The organism is Rhizobium leguminosarum bv. viciae USDA 2370, from assembly GCF_002008365.1.
Lineage (GTDB): Bacteria > Pseudomonadota > Alphaproteobacteria > Rhizobiales > Rhizobiaceae > Rhizobium > Rhizobium leguminosarum.
This window is the reverse complement of the sequence record NZ_MRDL01000013.1, coordinates 16,219-33,576: the sequence shown is the minus strand read 5'-3', so window position 1 is coordinate 33,576 and position 17,358 is coordinate 16,219. Positions and strand designations below refer to the sequence as shown.

General features: G+C 62.0%; 15 protein-coding genes. 2 read left to right on the top strand and 13 right to left on the bottom strand.

Going from position 1 to position 17,358, the window contains the following annotated elements; translation table 11 throughout:
• The first annotated feature begins 51 nt into the window (after positions 1-51).
• Positions 52-924 carry an ATP-binding protein gene (locus BS629_RS05785; protein ID WP_018241802.1) on the top strand — a complete coding sequence of 291 codons (873 nt, stop codon included), beginning with the start codon at positions 52-54 and terminating at the stop codon, positions 922-924.
• 148 nt (positions 925-1,072) lie between these two features.
• On the opposite strand, the gene BS629_RS05780 is transcribed toward BS629_RS05785, so the two are convergent.
• From BS629_RS05780 to BS629_RS05720, 13 genes are all read right to left on the bottom strand, one after another.
• The gene (locus BS629_RS05780; protein ID WP_026188371.1) at positions 1,073-2,677 is read right to left on the bottom strand and encodes a M23 family metallopeptidase; all 1,605 of its coding nucleotides are present in this window, start codon (positions 2,675-2,677) and stop codon (positions 1,073-1,075) included.
• Between the two features lie 240 nt (positions 2,678-2,917).
• Entirely contained in the window at positions 2,918-3,571 is a 654-nt protein-coding gene (locus BS629_RS05775; RefSeq protein ID WP_018241800.1) for a protein-L-isoaspartate(D-aspartate) O-methyltransferase, read from the bottom strand.
• A complete protein-coding gene (gene surE / locus BS629_RS05770) occupies positions 3,568-4,341 on the bottom strand; it encodes a 5'/3'-nucleotidase SurE (RefSeq protein ID WP_018241799.1) in 774 nt (257 codons plus the stop codon). Before surE ends, BS629_RS05775 begins: the two co-directional genes overlap by 4 nt.
• A gap of 4 nt (positions 4,342-4,345) precedes the next feature.
• A complete protein-coding gene (gene serS / locus BS629_RS05765; RefSeq protein ID WP_018241798.1) occupies positions 4,346-5,629 on the bottom strand; it encodes a serine--tRNA ligase in 1,284 nt (427 codons plus the stop codon).
• Positions 5,630-5,828: 199 nt separating this feature from the next.
• A complete protein-coding gene (tatC, locus tag BS629_RS05760) occupies positions 5,829-6,656 on the bottom strand; it encodes a twin-arginine translocase subunit TatC (protein ID WP_018241797.1) in 828 nt (275 codons plus the stop codon).
• Positions 6,653-7,264, bottom strand: a complete 612-nt coding sequence (gene tatB / locus BS629_RS05755) for a Sec-independent protein translocase protein TatB (protein WP_018241796.1) — start codon at positions 7,262-7,264, stop codon at positions 6,653-6,655. The genes tatC and tatB overlap by 4 nt, the downstream gene beginning before the upstream one ends.
• A gap of 51 nt (positions 7,265-7,315) precedes the next feature.
• Positions 7,316-7,507 carry a twin-arginine translocase TatA/TatE family subunit gene (locus tag BS629_RS05750; protein ID WP_003538990.1) on the bottom strand — a complete coding sequence of 64 codons (192 nt, stop codon included), beginning with the start codon at positions 7,505-7,507 and terminating at the stop codon, positions 7,316-7,318.
• A 183-nt stretch (positions 7,508-7,690) separates the two neighbouring features.
• On the bottom strand, positions 7,691-8,407 hold the full coding sequence (gene scpB / locus BS629_RS05745; RefSeq protein WP_018241795.1) for an SMC-Scp complex subunit ScpB: 717 nt from the start codon (positions 8,405-8,407) through the stop codon (positions 7,691-7,693).
• Positions 8,404-9,261 (bottom strand): segregation and condensation protein A, encoded by an 858-nt coding sequence (locus BS629_RS05740; RefSeq protein WP_018241794.1) that lies wholly within the window; start codon positions 9,259-9,261, stop codon positions 8,404-8,406. The genes scpB and BS629_RS05740 overlap by 4 nt, the downstream gene beginning before the upstream one ends.
• Before the next feature lie 18 nt (positions 9,262-9,279).
• Positions 9,280-10,293 carry a beta-N-acetylhexosaminidase gene (gene nagZ, locus BS629_RS05735; protein WP_026188370.1) on the bottom strand — a complete coding sequence of 338 codons (1,014 nt, stop codon included), beginning with the start codon at positions 10,291-10,293 and terminating at the stop codon, positions 9,280-9,282.
• A 114-nt stretch (positions 10,294-10,407) separates the two neighbouring features.
• A complete protein-coding gene (locus BS629_RS05730; protein WP_026188369.1) occupies positions 10,408-13,686 on the bottom strand; it encodes an SPOR domain-containing protein in 3,279 nt (1,092 codons plus the stop codon).
• Positions 13,687-13,748: 62 nt separating this feature from the next.
• Positions 13,749-15,506 (bottom strand): arginine--tRNA ligase, encoded by a 1,758-nt coding sequence (gene argS, locus BS629_RS05725; RefSeq protein ID WP_018241791.1) that lies wholly within the window; start codon positions 15,504-15,506, stop codon positions 13,749-13,751.
• Between the two features lie 65 nt (positions 15,507-15,571).
• A complete protein-coding gene (locus BS629_RS05720) occupies positions 15,572-16,789 on the bottom strand; it encodes a deoxyguanosinetriphosphate triphosphohydrolase (RefSeq protein WP_018241790.1) in 1,218 nt (405 codons plus the stop codon).
• Positions 16,790-17,011: 222 nt separating this feature from the next.
• Here BS629_RS05720 and erpA point away from each other — a divergent pair, with 222 nt between their 5' ends.
• Positions 17,012-17,344: an iron-sulfur cluster insertion protein ErpA gene (erpA, locus tag BS629_RS05715; RefSeq protein ID WP_018241789.1), complete on the top strand. Its 333-nt coding sequence runs from the start codon at positions 17,012-17,014 to the stop codon at positions 17,342-17,344.
• Positions 17,345-17,358: the final 14 nt, after the last annotated feature.

Below are 17,358 nucleotides of genomic sequence, written 5' to 3'. Positions count from 1 at the left end.
GCATCGAAAGATTAAAGCGGATTGCCGCAGTGAGAAATCAGGAGGCCACCGATGACCGAGGAAATCAACACCGCCCTGCTCGCCGAACTTAGACGGCTCGCAGACGCCGTCGAGCGTCTTGCCGGACCGGCACCCGCCCTCAACGACTGGGATGCTGCCGACTGCTTCGTCTGGGCGCCTTTGCGCCAGCATCTGCAGCCGGTCAAGAGACCGAACCGGGTGGCGTTGACGCTCATCCGCGGCGTCGATCATGTGCGCGACATCCTGCATGAGAATACGGTGCGTTTCGCCGAGGGTTATGCCGCCAACAATGTGCTGCTCTGGGGGGCGCGCGGCATGGGCAAATCCTCGCTGGTCAAGGCCGTACACGAGGATGTCAGGCGCGAAAGCAGTGCCTTGCTGAAGCTGGTCGAAGTCCATCGCGAGGATATCGCCACCCTCCCCCATCTGCTCGATCTCCTGAAGGACACGCCGTACCGTGTGATCGTCTTTTGCGACGATCTCTCCTTCGATCACGATGACACCGCCTACAAATCGCTGAAGGCAGCACTCGACGGCGGCGTCGAAGGGCGGCCGGACAATGTGCTCTTTTACGCCACCTCCAACCGGCGTCATCTCCTGCCGCGCCACATGATGGAAAACGAGCAGTCGACGGCGATCAATCCGTCGGAGGCGGTCGAGGAAAAGGTTTCGCTTTCCGACCGCTTCGGCCTCTGGCTCGGCTTCCACAAATGCAGCCAGGAGGATTATCTCGGCATGATCGACGGCTATGCCGATCACTTCAAGCTCGGGCTCGAACGCGGCAAGATGCATGCCGAGGCGCTGGAATGGGCAACGACGCGCGGCGCACGCTCCGGCCGCGTCGCCTGGCAGTATATACAGGACCTAGCCGGGCGCATGCGCGTTCACATCGATCGGGGCTAGAGCGCGTCGCGCGTCAATCCGAATTCACGCGACGCGTTTTGGGTCTTTGTCGTTTATCCCAAAACCGCTGCGCACTTTTGCGCGACATGCATTAAATGACAAAAGCCCGGCTGGTGGCCGGGCTTTTGCGTTTCCTGGTACGCAGTACCTATTCCAGGAAAGTCATCGGGTTGACCGGGGACGCGTCCTTGCGCACCTCGAAATGGACCTGCGGCTGCTTGACGTCGCCGCTCATGCCGGAGACGGCAACCGTCTGGCCGCGCTGGATCTTCTGGCCGCGGGTGACGCTCAGCGTGTCGGCGTTGCCGTAGACGGTGACGGTGCCGTCGTCGTGACGGACGAGAACCGTGTTGCCGAGTTCCTTCAGGCCGTTGCCGGCATAAATGACGACGCCGTTTTCAGCGGCCTTAATCGGCGTGCCCTGCGGTACCGAGATGTCGATGCCGTCATTGCGGTTGCCGTTGACGTTGGCGCCGTATGAAGCAATGACCTGGCCGCGCACCGGCCAGCGGTATTTGCCGATGCCGGTCGATTCCGGCGCGGCAGAGCTGACGTCCGACTTCTTCTCGGCATCGTCGACGGTCTGGGTGGCGGCCGGTGCCTTATAGGGCGCAGGCTGCACGGAAGCCGTCTGCAGGGTAGCCGCCGGCTGGGTCGGCTTCGGATCGACCTTCTCGGCCGGGATCGAGGCGGTCTTGATATTGTCGGCGGTGCCGTTCGGGATCTTCAGAGCCTGACCGATGCGGAGCGAGTTGGCCGAAAGATTGTTGGCGGCCTTGAGGTCGTCGACATTGCTGCCGGTCGCCTTGGCGATCTTTGCCAGGGAATCGCCTTGCTTGACGACATAGGTGCCGGCAGGTGCCTTCGGATCCTTGCCGGCGCCGACGGGAAGCTTGCCGGTGGCATCGGCACTCGCCAGCGTCTTGTCGCGGGCGGAATTGGCGCCCGGAATGACGGCAACGTTCTGCTCAGGCGCCTTCGGCGCCTCCGGCATCTTGCCGGGCTTGGAAAGGTCAGCCGCCTGCGATGCCGCCTTGGCGGCATTGCCGCCATTGAAGGTCGGAATGAGGATCGCCCGGCCCGGCTGGGCGGCAGATGCCGTCTTCAGGTCATTGACGCGCAGGATTTCCTTTTCCGGAACGCCGAAACGCCTGGAGAGCGTAGCGATGCTTTCACCCGGACGCAGCGTTACCGAAGGAGCGTTGGTCGCGGACCAGCCGGAAACCTTCGGCGTCGTGCCGGTCGTCAGCGTATCAGGCGTCACCTTCGGTGCCGCCGGCGCCACCAATCGGGGCTTTTCGGCCTGCGGCGCAGCCGGGAAAGGCTGGGCGAGCGCGACTTCCTTTTCCCGCTGCCGGGACGGAGCAACGGCCGTCGGCGCGGCCAGATCTGAACGCTGCACCGAGACCGGCGCGGAAGCGAGACGTGCGCTCGAGCTCGACGTGCGGGTCGGATCGTAACCCTGGCGTGCGGGATAAGGCTGGTTCAGCGCGCCATTGCCGCCGCCATAGCCCGACTGGCTGGCAACGGCCGAACCGCCGAGATCGGCGCGCGGCACCGGATCGCCCTGAGAACCGTTCATATTCCTGCGCGGAATAGAACTTGTGGTGATCTGGTCCTGCCCGGAGGAGGAAAACAAGCCGCCAAACCGTGTCACATCGGAACTGCAGCCCGTTGCGGCACTTGCCAGCAGGCCAACAACCAGAAGATTACCGGCCGACTTCCCGAACTTTGGCGAAAGACTGAAACGCATGACTCGACCCACTGAGAACGCAACCATTTGTGAGTCTATTAAAACGCGTTAGTATTACCACGCGGTTAAGATGCTGGAATCAGTGCGATATTTTTGAGAAGTTGATAACCATAGCTTACGGGTGAAAAATCGCAGTGTGCCGCGCATGATGCCAAAAAAGCCTGAGCGGCTTTCGCACAACCTCGTGCTCTTTTTTCTGATTGTCAGATATCAGGCCGATCGGCCCGACAACACCCGTGTCTACAGCAGTGAGGCAAGGCGCGGAACGATCGGCAGATAGGGTGCTTCGAACAGTTCCTCGCGTTCGAAACGGCTGCCGGTTTTCGTCAGCCGCACCATGCGACACTCGTTCTCGGAAATCATGAGCGGCGCGATCATCGAGCCGCCGGAAACGAGCTGGTCGGTATAAAAGCGCGGCATCGCGTTGAAGGCCGCCGTCACCAGGATGCGGTCGAAGGTGCCCTCACCCTGCATGCCGGCACTGCCGTCGGCATGGCGAATGATGACGCTGCGCAGACCAAGCGATTCCATGCGCCGCTGCGCTGCCGTCGTCAGCGTCTTGTAGCGGTCGATGGACAGGACACGCTCGGCCATGCGGCCCATGACGGCGGCGGTAAAACCGCTTCCGGTGCCGATCTCCAGGACGCGCTGGCCGGGCTTGAGCTTCAGGTGATGCAGGATGCGGACGGCAAAATCGATGCCTTCGAGAAAGGAGCCGCACTCGATCGGGATCGTCCGGCTTGAATAGGCGTCGTCGGCATATTGCGGCGGCACAAACAATGAGCGCTGCGTCTGCTCGACCGCCGTCAGCAGATCGAGGTCGGAGATGCCTTCGGCACGCAATCTGAGGACGAGTGCAGCAAAGCCCTCCTTCTCCGCCAGTCTTGCCGTCAAACTTGTGCTCCGTATCCCAAGGCCCGCGCCACGCGGTCCGTCACGGAATAATCGGTCAGATCCAGTTTCAAAGGCGTTACCGAAATCTTATTATGCTTCAGGGCGTGAATATCGGTGCCTTCAACGAAGGCGCCGGCGCGTTCGCCAAACTTCAGCCAGTAGTAAGGAAAGCCCCGGCCGTCGGAGCGGGCGTCGACCTGCAGATTGAAGGCGAGCTTGCCCTGCATGGTCACCTCGGCGCCATTGACTTCGTCGGGACGGCAGTTCGGGAAGTTGAGATTGAGGAACGTACCCTCCGGCAGGTCCAGGACCATCAGCTTTTCCAGAAGAGCCGGCGCATGCGTCTCGCAGACCTCCCAGGGCACGATGCGCGCGCCGTCCTCATAGAGATAGGCCTGGCTCAGCGCAAACGAGCGCACGCCCTGCATGGTGCCTTCGATGGCGCCGGCGATCGTGCCGGAATAGGTCACATCGTCGGCAACGTTCGAGCCTGAATTGACGCCAGACAGGACTAGATCCGGCTTGATGTCCATCACCTGCCTGATGCCCATGATGACGCAATCGGTCGGCGTGCCGCGCAGGGCGAAATGCTTGTCGGAAATCTTGCGCAGCCGCAACGGTTCGGAGAGGCTCAGCGAATGGGCAAGGCCGCTCTGGTCGGTCTCGGGCGCGACGATCCAGACATCGTCGGACAGCGTCCGCGCGATCCGCTCCAGCGCTGCAAGGCCTTCGGCGTGAATGCCGTCGTCATTCGTAAGCAGGATGCGCATCGCCTCAGGCCGCCCGTTCGATCTTGGTCAATCCGCCCATATAGGGCAGCAAAACGTCCGGAATCGTGACGGAACCGTCCTCGTTCAGATAATTTTCAAGGACAGCGATCAGGCAGCGGCCGACGGCCGTGCCGGAACCGTTCAGCGTGTGGACGAACCTGTTGCTCTTGTCTTCCTTGCCGCGGTAGCGCGCATTCATTCGGCGGCCCTGAAAATCGCCGCAGACCGAGCAGGAGGAGATTTCACGGAAGGCATTCTGCCCCGGCAGCCAGACTTCGAGATCGTAAGTTTTGCGCGAGCCGAAGCCCATATCGCCGGTGCAAAGCGTCATGGTGCGGAAATGCAGGCCGAGGCGCTTCAGCACTTCCTCGGCGCAGGCGGTCATGCGTTCATGCTCGGCAACGGCGCTCTCGGCATCGGTGATCGACACAAGCTCGCATTTCCAGAACTGATGCTGGCGCAGCATGCCGCGCGTGTCGCGGCCGGCGGAGCCCGCTTCCGAGCGGAAGGACGGCGTCAACGCGGTAAAGCGGAGCGGCAGCTTTTCCTGATCGAGGATTTCTTCGCGCACCAGATTGGTCAGCGTCACTTCGGCCGTCGGGATCAGCCAGCGGCCGTCCGTCGTCCTGAAGAGATCCTCGGCGAATTTCGGCAGCTGGGCGGTGCCATAAACGGCCTCGTCACGCACCATCAGCGGCGAACTAACTTCGGTATAGCCGTGCTCGCTGGTGTGGAGATCGATCATGAACTGGCCGAGTGCCCGCTCAAGCTTGGCGAGCGGCCCGGTCAGAACTGTGAAGCGCGAGCCGGAGAGCTTGGCGGCGCGCTCGAAGTCCATATAGCCGAGCGCTTCGCCGATTTCGAAGTGCTCCTTCGGTGCGTGGTTCCAGCGCGGCTTTTCGCCAACGGTGCGGGTGACGACATTGTCATGCTCGTCCTTGCCGACCGGGACGTCGTCGAAAGGTATGTTCGGGATGCGCGAGAGCGCGTCGTTGAGTTCGGCCGTCAGTTGCCGGTCCTCTTCCTCGATCGCCGGCAGCAGGGTCTTCAGTTCAGACACCTCGGCCTTCAGCTTCTCGGCAAGCTCGCTATTCTTCTGGGCCATCGCCGCGCCAATTTCCTTGGAGGCGAGGTTGCGGCGGGACAGCAAGTCCTGCGCCCTTTGGACGGCGGAGCGCCGCTTTTCATCGAGGGCAACGAGACTTTGTGCCAGAGGCTCCGCGCCGCGCTTGGCAAGGGCGGCATCGAGCGCTTCGGGATTCTCACGGATCCATTTGATATCGAGCATCGTCGTTCCAGGTCGTTGCAACAGAGGTGGCCCGGCCAAAGCCTGATCGGACCTCGACCGGATATTACAGCGCCGCCGTGTCTTTTCAGACGCGCAAGGGACGCTGTAACACTTTGAATTGCTGCATAATCCTTAAACCGATTCCGATTTAAGGATTATGCAGTCGACGACGTTCATGAAGGGATTTCCAGATCTCAGCTCAGACGCTGTCCGTCTTGGCAACGTCTGCGGATCCAGTTTCCTTTTCGACCGCCTGCCGGGCACGCTGGCGCTCCACGAGTCGCGCCGCATGGATGGAAATCTCGTAGAGAAGGATCGTCGGTATCGCAAGGCCGATCTGGGACATCGGATCCGGCGGCGTCAGCACGGCGGCGACAACAAAGGCGAGGACGATGGCAAACTTGCGCTTTTCGGCGAGCCATTGCGACGTCAGAAGACCGACACGAGCAAGCAGCGTGGTGACGACGGGAAGCTGGAAGACGAGGCCGAAGGAGAAGACCAGCGTCATGATCAGGCTCAGATATTCCGAGACCTTCGGCATCAGCGAGATCGCTATTTCGTCATGACCTGGCGCCTGCTGCATCGACAGGAAGAACCACATGACCATCGGCGTGAAGAAGAAATAGACGAGCGCGCCGCCCATCAGGAACAGGACCGGCGAGGCGATCAGGAACGGCAGGAAAGCCTGGCGCTCATTCTTGTAGAGACCCGGCGCCACGAACTTGTAGACCTGGGCGGCAATGATCGGGAACGCGACCACAAGGCCGCCGAACATCGCCACCTTGACCTGCGTGAAGAAGAATTCCTGCGGCGCGGTGTAGATGAGCTGGGCTTTCTCGACGTCGAGATGCGCCCACACGACGGCTGTCTTGTAGGGTATGACCAGATAGTTGAAGAGATGCTTGGCAAAAAAGAAGCATGCGATGAAGGCGACGAAAAAGGCGCCGATCGACCACATCAGCCGCGTGCGCAGCTCCATCAGGTGCTCGATCAACGGCTGCGGCTTGTCTTCGATATCACCGCTCATGCCTCGTCCTTCTTCGTCTGCGCCGGCTTCTTCGGCGTTGCAGGCTTCCTGACTGCCGTCGTGCGTTTCGGCTTTTCCACAGGCACGGCAACGGCAGCCGCAGCATCGACCTTATCGGCAGCCTTGACGCGCGGCTTGCGCACAACCTTCGGCTTGGCGGCAACCGTATCGGCCTGGACAATCGCTGCTGCGACGGGTTCCGACGGCGCAGGTGTCGCTACCAATGGCGGCGTTTCCGGCAAGCTCATCGACGGCGTCGGGGCTGCAACAGCGTCGGGCGGCACCTCGGTCTTGTTCTCCGTGACCGTGGTCGACTTCTGCAGGTCGGCCTTGATCTCGTTGCCCATCTGGCGAAGCGGATTCATCGCCTCGCGCAGGCTGTTGACCGGGTTGAGTTTCTGGGCGTCGCTGATCGTCTGGCGGACATCGTCAAGTTCCGCTTCGCGCAACGCCTCATCGAACTGCGCACGGAATTCACCCGCGACCTTGCGGGCGCGCTGCGTCATCTTGCCGAAAGCGCGCAGCATCGGCGGCAAATCCTTGGGACCGACGACCACGATCAGTACGACCGCGATGACCAAAAGCTCGGTCCAGCCAATATCGAACATGCAAGGCTCCTGGACGGGAAGCGCGGGGGCTGCGCTTTTTCCCGGACTTGGTTACTTCGTTTCGTCGGCCTTGTGATCGACGGTCTTTGCCGTGTCCGGCGCGTCTTCGTCCGTCATGCCCTTCTTGAAGCTCTTGATGCCCTTGGCAACGTCGCCCATCAGTTCCGGAATCTTGCCGCGACCGAACAACAACAGCACGATGACCAGAACGATCAGCCAGTGCCACATGCTAAAAGAACCCATTACGCTAACTCCCTGTTTCTATGTTCCCACGATGTAAGGATTTCCAACATCGTTTCCAACATCAAGCCCTGTGAACTGAGCTTAATGTCACGGTATCGCCCTTTGTGACAAGCCATCGACCCATCGAAAAGTGGTGGCCACCATTGTTTTCGCCATGCATGGCAAAAGCAAGACGCAAGCCCCTCAATCTTCAGGGGTGCCACGCGGTGCCAGCAACCCCAGTTCCTCGAGGTCCATCTGGGTGATCGGGTCTTCGTCCTCGGTCAGTTCGTCGTTCATCAACGGCGAGGGAATATTGAAATTCGCCGGAATGCGGCCCGACAGCAAGCCCGCTCCCTTCAACTCTTCGAGACCGGGCAGGTCACGCAGCTCTTCGAGTCCGAAATGGTCGAGGAAATCGCGTGTCGTGCCCAATGTCACCGGCCGGCCCGGTGTGCGCCGGCGGCCGCGGAAGCGCACCCAGCCCGCCTCCATCAGCACGTCGAGCGTGCCGCGCGAGGTCTGGACGCCGCGGATATCTTCGATTTCCGCACGTGTCACCGGCTGATGATAGGCGATGATCGCCAGCACTTCCAGTGCGGCGCGCGAAAGCTTCTTCACCTCATTGTCATCACGGCGGATGACGAAGGACAGGTCGGCGGCGGTGCGGAAGGCCCAGGCGCCTTCGACCTGCACAAGATTGACGCCCCGCGGCGCATATTGCTCCTTCAGGCGCAGCATGATCGCATGCACGTCGGTCTTCTCGGGCAGGCGCTCAGCGAGGAAGCCTTCGGAGACCGGCTGCGAGGAGGCGAAGACCAGCGCCTCAGCGATGCGCTCGGCCTCGATCTCGGCCTGCAGGTCGCGGCCCCTGTCTTCGAAATTGCCTTCGAAATCTTCTTCACCCCTCAGGTCGATCAAACCGGCCGCTCCTGTTCCACCACCTGCAGCGTGGCATGTTTCGGACCGCGGCGCATGTATATCGGCTGAAAGGCGCCGTCCTGGCGGATTTCGAGCTTGCCCTCGCGCACCAGCTCCAGCGAGGCGGCAAAGGCGCTGGCGATTGCTGTGACGCGTTCTTCAGGCGCTGCGAGATAACGCAGCAGATAATGTTCCATCGCCGTCCAGTCACCGATCTCGCCGATCATCTGGGTCAGCAGTTCGCGGGCATCGGTCAGCGACCAGACGGTGCGCCGCTCGATCGTCACCTGAGTGACGGCATGGCGCTGGCGCAGCGCCGCATAGGCAGTCAGGAGATCGTAGAGGCTTGCCGCGTAAGCGGACTGCTGCCGGTCGGGAATATGCTCGGGGGCGCCACGCACGAAGATATCGCGGCCGAGGCGGTTGCGGTTGACGAGGCCGTCTGCCGCCTGGCGCATGGCTTCGAGACGTTTCAGGCGGAAGGCGAGTGTTGCCGCCAGCTCCTCGCCGGAAGGGCCGTCATCCTTGACCTGCTGGGGAATGAGCAGCTTCGACTTCAGATAGGCAAGCCAGGCTGCCATGACGAGATAGTCGGCGGCAAGCTCGATGCGGATACGCCGGGCGCTTTCGATGAACAGCAGATATTGCTCGGCGAGCGCCAGCACCGAAATGCGCGACAAATCGACCTTCTGGTTTCGGGCGAGATAGAGCAACAGGTCGAGCGGGCCTTCGAAGCCGGCGACGTCGATCACCAGCGCCGGCTCGTGGCTGGCGCGCTCGGCACCGTTATCCTGCCACAACTTGTCCATCGGCGTCGCCGCCTGCGGGCGTTCCGTGCCCTTGACCGTGCTCACCTAGCTACTCCCTTACGATCAGACCGTCGCAAACATCGCCTCGAATTCCGCCCTCAATTCCGCTTCATCTGATGTATCCGGCGTCGCGAAGCCCGCTTCCACCGCTTTTGCACGGGCAAGCGATATGCCGGCGAGCGGCGGAACATTTGCCACGACATCTAGCATCTCGTCCATATTGCCATTGCAATGCAGCACGATATCGCATCCGCCTGCAATGATATTCGCCGCGCGTTCACCGATCGTGCCGGAAAGAGCGTTCATCGAGCTGTCGTCGGAGAGCAGCAGACCGTTAAAGCCGATGTGTTCGCGGATGATGCCGTCGATCACCTTGCGCGAGGTCGTCGCCGGATTGTCCGGGTCGATGGCGGCGAAAACGACGTGACAGGTCATGGCCATCAACTCGTCCTTCATCGCGACAAAGGGCGGGAAATCATGCAGCTCCAGCTCATCGCGCGAGACGGTGACGACAGGCAGCTCCAGATGTGAATCCGCAAAGCCGCGACCGTGGCCGGGCATATGCTTCATCACAGGCAACAGGCCGCCGGCCTTCAGCCCTGCGGCAGCCGCTTTCCCCATCGCGATGACGGTTTCGGGATCGCCGCCATAGGCTCGGTCACCGATGACGTTGCTGCTGCCCTCGACAGGCACATCGAGCACCGGCAGGCAATCGACATCGATGCCGAGGCTCGAAAGGTCGAAGGCGTGCAGCCGCGACATCAGCCAGGCGGCGCGCAGGCCGAGCACGCGATCGCGGCGATAGAGATCGCCGAGCGCCAGGCCGGAAGGATAACGCGCTAGAACGGGTGGGCGGATGCGCTGGACGCGGCCGCCCTCCTGGTCGATCAGCACCGGTGCATGCCAGCCGACACTGTCGCGCAGTTCGGCGACGAGATCGGTGATCTGCCGTGCTTCGGAGATGTTGCGCCCGAAGAGGATGAAGCCCCAGGGCCGTTCGCCCCGATAAAAGGCTTTCTCTTCGGATGTGAGGGAAAGGCCGCTGCAGCCAAGGATCATCGCTTTTGATTCGGTCATATCCGAATCATAGACGGCGCCCGGCCAAATGCGAGCAAGGTCGGGCCGGATGCACAAAAAAGAGCGGCGGGCCGATCCGGCCCGCCGCTCCTATATTCTGTTCAAAAAACCGATCTACTTGGAGATCAGGCAGCTTCCGCCCGCCGCGCGATACTGTTCGCAGAGCGCTGCGGCCTCGTCCTTGGAACCGGCCGGAATGCGGACACGGTAGAAAGTACCCTTGCCGGCGATATCGGCCCTGCGGATCTCATGACTGCGGCCGCCAAGCACGCTGGCGAATTTCTTCGACAGGTTGGCATAGGATTTGGTCGCCTCGTCTTCCGAAGGCAGCGAGGCGATCTGGATGCCGTAGCCGCCGGCGGATGCGGCCTGCTGTGGCTTTGCGGCGACTGGAGCTGCGGCCGCGACCTCAGTCGTCTTCGGCTGCTGTGCGGGCGGCCGGACATTGCCCTTCTCGGTGACGGTGCCGACGACGTTGACGGGCTGGTCGGCCGGACGCGCGGTCGGAATCGGCGCGGTATCGGCAATCGCCGAGGTCTTGACCGGGCGCACCGGCGGAGCGGCCGGAGCGGGATTTGCGGCCTGCGCATCAGCACTGCCGGCGAGCGGCGGCTGTGCCGGCGCAGTTTCGACAGGGGCTGCAGAACGCGCATCGGCGGAAGCAACCTCGGCGCTTGCCGGGAAGCTTGCGGCCGTTCCGCCGACTGGAGGCACGGGCGAGGTCGATTGCGCGGACGGGGTCGACTGGGCCGTCAACGGCGGCTGAGCCGGCGGTGTCGGCTGGGCAGACGGCGTCGCCTGGGCAGACTGTGTCGCCTGAGCAGACTGCGTCGGCTGGGCAGACGGCATCGGCTGATCGACGGGCGCCGGCTCCTCGCGGGCAACCAACGTACCGTCAGGCTTGACGATCATCGTGCGGACCTTGCGTGGCGAAACGGACGGCGTCTTGTCGGCGTCGCTTGCCGAAGCGTTGTCGGCATTGTCCTGGTTCGGCAACAGACGCGGATCCTCCGTCTCACCGACCGCAGTCGGCGTGACCTGATCGTCAGCGTTGGCGTTCTCGTCGTCTTCAGGCAGCGCTTCCGGTGTCAGCGTGCGCTGGACAACATCGACGGGCGCCTCGTCGGAAGAAACGAGCGCCTTCTGCTTCGGCTCTTCGGCAGAACCCGCAACACGGTCGTAAACGGCCTTATCCTGGTTCGGCACGGTCTTGCCGCCAGGATTTTCCGGAACGACCTTGACCGGCTCCTTGTCGGCGGTGATCACGCGCGGCTCGCCGGACGCGACAATGCCGAGCCCCTCGCCGTTCCACACGGAGGAATAGACACCATAAGCGACACCGGCGAAGACCACGAGCACGACGGCCCCGGCAAGCAGCCGGCGCATCGACCGGGCGCGGCTGAAATCAGCGGCCTGGCTTGCCGACTCGATACGAACCTCGGAGGTCTCGCGGCGCTCGACCGGCTCGCGCACGCTGCGGCGGAAATCCTCCTCCAGCGCCCGTTCGAAATCATCGAGGCCATCGGCGATGGTGGGCTTGACCGGCGTTGCCGCGGCCGCAGCCGTATCCCGGACTGGCGTCGGCGTTTGCCGCGGCTTGGCCGGTTCAAAGAAGCTGGCGATCTCCGCGTCGAGATCGAAATCGAAATCAGCAGTTTTCGCGACCGGCGCGGGCTGCTCGACCGGCGGCAGCGTCGGCACGTGCATGTCGTCGACGGTCTCGGGACGATCCTCCGGATCGGAGATCATCGCCGGATCGAATGGCAGGTCTTCGGTCGAGTCGGAGGCAGCCGCCCAGTTGAAAGCCGGAGCCGGAGCTGGAGCCTGCGGCTCGGGAACGAAGGCTGGAGCGGACCGTACAGGGGCGGCAGCGGCCGGCTGGAAAGCAGGAGCTGGCGGCTCTGGCGCAAAAACAGGCGCGGGCCGAGGCGTAGCGACGGCAGCGGTTGGCTGGGGAGCAGGTGCAGGCGGCTCTGGCTGCGGCGATGGGTCGGACGTCTCGGAGAAATCGAGGTCGGCGAGTTCCAGCTCGATGCCGGCAAGATCCAGCTCGAAATCATGGCCGGCGAAGGGGTCGTCGGCTTCCGGCACCGGCTGCGGCGCCCGCGAATATGCCGTTGCGGCAGGCTGGGGCACAACGACCTCGGCAAGCTGCGGCGCGATCGGCCTTGCGGCTTCGGAAGCATAGACCGGAGCCGGTTCGATCGGAGCAGGCTGGACGGGTGCTGCGGCGAGCGGTGCGGGCGCGATCACCTTGGGCTCGACAGGTGCGGCGGCCATGGGAGCAGCAGAAACGGGCGCTGCCTCGATCGATGCGGGCTGCGGCGAGACGGGCGTCGGATTGGCACGTTGCGGCACCGGATAACGCGAGACGTCGGCGAGCAGATCGTCAAGATCGAACGTGCCGGCGGTGTGCGGAACATCAGGCACGACCTCGGTCAGCGCGGCATCGGCCTGGATCTCGCCTTCGACGGCGGCGGCGATGAGATCGAAACCGGCATCGGACCCGAAATCCTGCAGCTCTTCCTCGATCTCGACGAATTCTTCGGCCTCGGCGGTCTCTTCCGATGCGATCACCTCATCATGGCGATCGAGCTCGGCGGGGAAGCCAAGCGACGGTGAAGCGGATTCGAATTCCTCGGAAGGCTCGATAGCGGCGACGGTCGCCGGCGGCTCGATGACAGGTTGCGGTTCGACCACAGAAAGATCGGCGGACGGTGCCTCAGCAACCGGTGCTGCGACCGTTTCGGCCACAGGCTCCGGCAAAACAACCGGTTCCTCGCGCTTCGGTGCATGGAAATTGGCAAGCGGCAGCCTGATGCTGGCGGCCGACCATTGCGGCGCCTTGGCGGGCTGCGGCAGCGAAGAAACGGGTGCTGCGCCGATCGACAGCTCAAGCTCCTCGATCAGGTCGCGCGCACCGCCGAAGGCCGATTGCAACGATGCCTCGGGCTCGGGGGAAAGCTGCTCCGCCCAGTCGGCGGCAGATGCGTCCTCATTCCCTGCGGCGGGCAAAGCTACTTCTTCATCAGCCTCGCCTTCTTCAGCCTCGACGGGGGCGACGGAAACCGGCTCAGGAGCCTCCGCACGTTCGGCGGCGGGAGAAGCGTCGAGAACGGGCTCGACGTAATCTTCAGGAGTGACATCATCAGAGAACGGCTCGGCGGGCCGGTCGAGCTCTGCGAGCGGACGTGGCGAATCGTAGCGGTCGAACTCGCGCCCAAGCTCGTCTTCGAGATCGAGGGCGGGCTCGCGGCGTGCGGTCTCAGTCACCGTATTCGCCGCAACACGCGGCTCGAAGCCGACGATCCGGGCAAGTTCAGCCAACGGATCATCATCGGCAAACAGATCGTTTTTTCCGCGCGTATCATACGCAAGTTGTTTATCAGCCATGCCTATTCCCACTCGCAAACGCCAACGCTCAAATGCCAGCGCATTGTGGGGAAATGGTGACGTTATCGCATTTCGTCCGGTGCGGCAGTGCCTGTAATGGCGAGTCCCGACTTCAAAACCGACGCGACGGCGTACACCAGCCCAAGTCTGGCAATACTTGATTCTCGGTTTTTATCATTAACAAATCGTAATTCTGGCTGATCTTTACCTTTGTTCCAGTGCGCATGGAAGGAACTGGCGAGGTCGTAGAGGTAAAAAGCGACGCGATGTGGCTCCTGCGACTGGGCCGCCGCATCGACGATACGCGGGAATTCAGCAAGCTTGGCGACGAGCTGCAATTCGGCCGGATCGCCAATGCCTGCAACGGTTTGCGCGAGATTCTCGGGCGAAACATCGAGGTCGGCAAAAGCCTCCCTCGCCTGCCGGAAGACCGACATGCAGCGAGCATGCGCATATTGCACGTAGAAGACTGGATTATCTTTCGATTGTTCCGTCACTTTAGCGAAATCGAAGTCGAGCGGTTCGGAATTCTTGCGATAAAGCATCATGAACCGGACCGAATCACGACCGACTTCTTCGACGACGTCCCGAAGCGTGACGAAATCGCCCGAGCGTTTCGACATCTTCACCGGCTCGCCATTGCGATAGAGCTTGACGAGCTGGCAGAGCAGCACCGTCAGCTTCGCCTTACCGTCCGAAACGCCGCGTGCAACCGCTTCCAGGCGCTTGACGTAACCGCCATGGTCGGCGCCAAGCACGTAGATCATCTCGTCGAAACCACGGTCGAACTTGTTCTTGAAGTAGGCGACGTCGGCGGCGAAATAGGTGTAGGAGCCATCCGACTTGATCAGCGGCCGGTCGATATCGTCGCCCACCTCGGTCGAGCGGAACAGTGTCTGTTCGCGATCTTCCCAATCCTCGGGAAGCTGACCCTTCGGCGGCGGTAGTGTTCCCTTGTAGACGTAACCCTTGAAGGTCAGGTCGTTGATCGCCGTGCGGATCGCGGCCGCACCATTGGCATGCAGGGTTCGCTCGGAGAAGAAGACGTCGTGATGGACGTTCAGCGACGCCAGATCGTCGCGGATCATCACCATCATCGCATCGATGGTGCGATCCTTGACGATCGGCATCCATTGGTCTTCCGGCATGTTGTGCAGACGCACGCCGTAATCGGCGGCAAGCGACTGACCGACAGGCACGAGATAGTCGCCGGGATAGAGACCCGAGGGGATTTCGCCGATCTTTTCGCCGAGCGCTTCACGATAGCGCAGGAAGACGGAACGGGCGAGCACGTCGATCTGCGAGCCGGCATCGTTGATGTAATATTCCTTCTCGACGCCGTAACCGGCAAAAGCGAGCAGGTTGGCGAGCGCGTCGCCGACGACGGCGCCACGGCAATGGCCGACATGCATGGGACCGGTCGGATTGGCCGAGACATATTCGACGTTGACCTTCTTGCCTTTGCCGAGCGTCGAGCGGCCGTAATCGGTGCCGGCGCCGATCATCGATGCGAGCAGCCGCTGCCAGTAGCCGACGGCGAGACGGATGTTAATGAAGCCGGGACCCGCGACCGAGACGTCGGCGACGTCGGCATCCTCTTTCAGCTTGGCGATGATGACGTCGGCCAGCGCGCGCGGGTTGGTTCCGAGCGGTTTTGCCAGCACCATTGCGGCATTGGTCGCCACATCGCCATGGCTCGCATCACGCGGCGGCTCGACGGTGATGCGGCCGAAATCGAGCTCGGATCGCTTTTCCCTGACCAGATCGATCTGTTCAAGGGCGGTTTTGATCCTGGCTTCGAAGTCGGTAAAAAGGTTCATCGCACTCTTCCATGCATAGGCTGTGCCAAAGGCTCAAATCGGCCCTCGGCGTGGGCGACCGCTGCCTATCGCAAATCCGGAGTGTGGTCAAACAACCGCCTGTGGGCGCTGATGGCATAGGTGTCGGTCATGCCGGCGAGATAGTCGCCGACATGACGAGCCTTCGGCGCGTCGGACAGGCCGGCGATATGATCGACCCAGTAATGGCTTTGCATCTCCTTCGGATTGGCCATGTAGGCGGCGAAGAGATCGGTGACGATCTGGGCGGCGCCGGCACGGATGCGCATGATATCCGGATTGCGGTAGATGCGTTTGAAGAGCATCGCCTTGATCTGCTTGTCGGTCTCGGCCATTCCCTCGGAAAAGCTGGCGATAATCTGGCCGGCACCGCGGATATCGGCTGCGCTTTCAGGGCGCAAGAGCGACAGGCGTTGTTGCGCGACGCCGATCACGTCTTCCACCATGCGGGTAATCTGACGGCGCATGATCTCATGGGTGAAGCGGCTGGCCTCCAGATGCGGATATCGCTCCCGCACCTCGGCCATCAGCCCTGCAAGAAACGGGATTTCCTCCAGCATCTCGAAAGTCAGATAGCCGGAGCGCAGGCCATCGTCGATATCGTGGGTATTATAGGCAATGTCATCGGCGATCGCCGCAACCTGGGCCTCGAGGCTGGCATAGGTTGCAAGCTCGAGATCGTGCAGCTCGCAATAATCAAGGATCGGTTGCGGAACGGGACCGCGCGTGCCGACTCCCTCAGGCGTCAGAAGCGGGCCATTGTGCTTGACGAGACCTTCGAGGCTTTCCCATGTCAGGTTGATGCCGTCGAATTCAGCATAACGCCTCTCCAGCTTGGTCACGATGCGCAGCGATTGGGCATTGTGGTCGAAGCCGCCATAGGGCAGCAGCACCTCGTGCAACGCGTCCTCGCCGGTATGACCGAACGGCGTGTGGCCGAAATCGTGCACGAGCGCAACGCCCTCGGCCAGATCCTCGTCGAGCTTCAGGGCGCGGGCAAGAGCGCGGGCGATCTGCGCCACCTCGATCGTGTGAGTCAGCCGGGTGCGGTAGTGATCGCCGTCCTGGGCAATGAAGACCTGGGTTTTGTGCTTTAGCCTGCGGAAGGCAGTGGTGTGAACGATGCGGTCGCGGTCGCGCTGGAAATCGGAGCGTGTCGGGCTGCCGTCCTCCTGATAGAGCCGTCCGCGCGTCGTCCAGGGATCGGCCGCATAGACCGCCCTTTCACTGCTGCCGAAACCCAAAGCACGCGTATCGATCGTCATTCTTCACCGTCATCCTGCATGTTGCCGCATCTGCCCATTGACGCCGCTTATCGCTCTTCATACCTATAGCTCGATGAAACGGCAAAGAGGCGCTTTCTTAACCGCTTCGGCGCATCATCGCCTTTTCGCGAAGATTATGGTAAGTTTCTTTGATATCAGGCATTTGAACATTCAAGTGCCAAAACCCATTCTCTCCGGATCTTGACCCCGGCAGGAGGAAACATGACGGATACAAGTGTAACCCTTTCAGATGCCGCGGCAAAGCGTATCGCTGCGATCGTCGGCGCCGAAGCCGGCAAGAGCGCGTTGCGCGTTTCCGTCGAAGGCGGCGGCTGTTCGGGGTTTTCCTACAAGTTCGATCTTGCCGACAGGGCTGACGACGACGACATCATCGTCGAAAAGAACGATGCCAAGGTGCTGATTGACAGCCTTTCGCTCGTCTACATGGCGGGCTCGGAGATCGACTTCGTCGACAATCTGCTTGGCCAATCCTTCCAGATCAAGAACCCGAATGCGGTGGCAAGCTGCGGCTGTGGCACCAGTTTCTCGATCTGAACGTCTAAACGCAC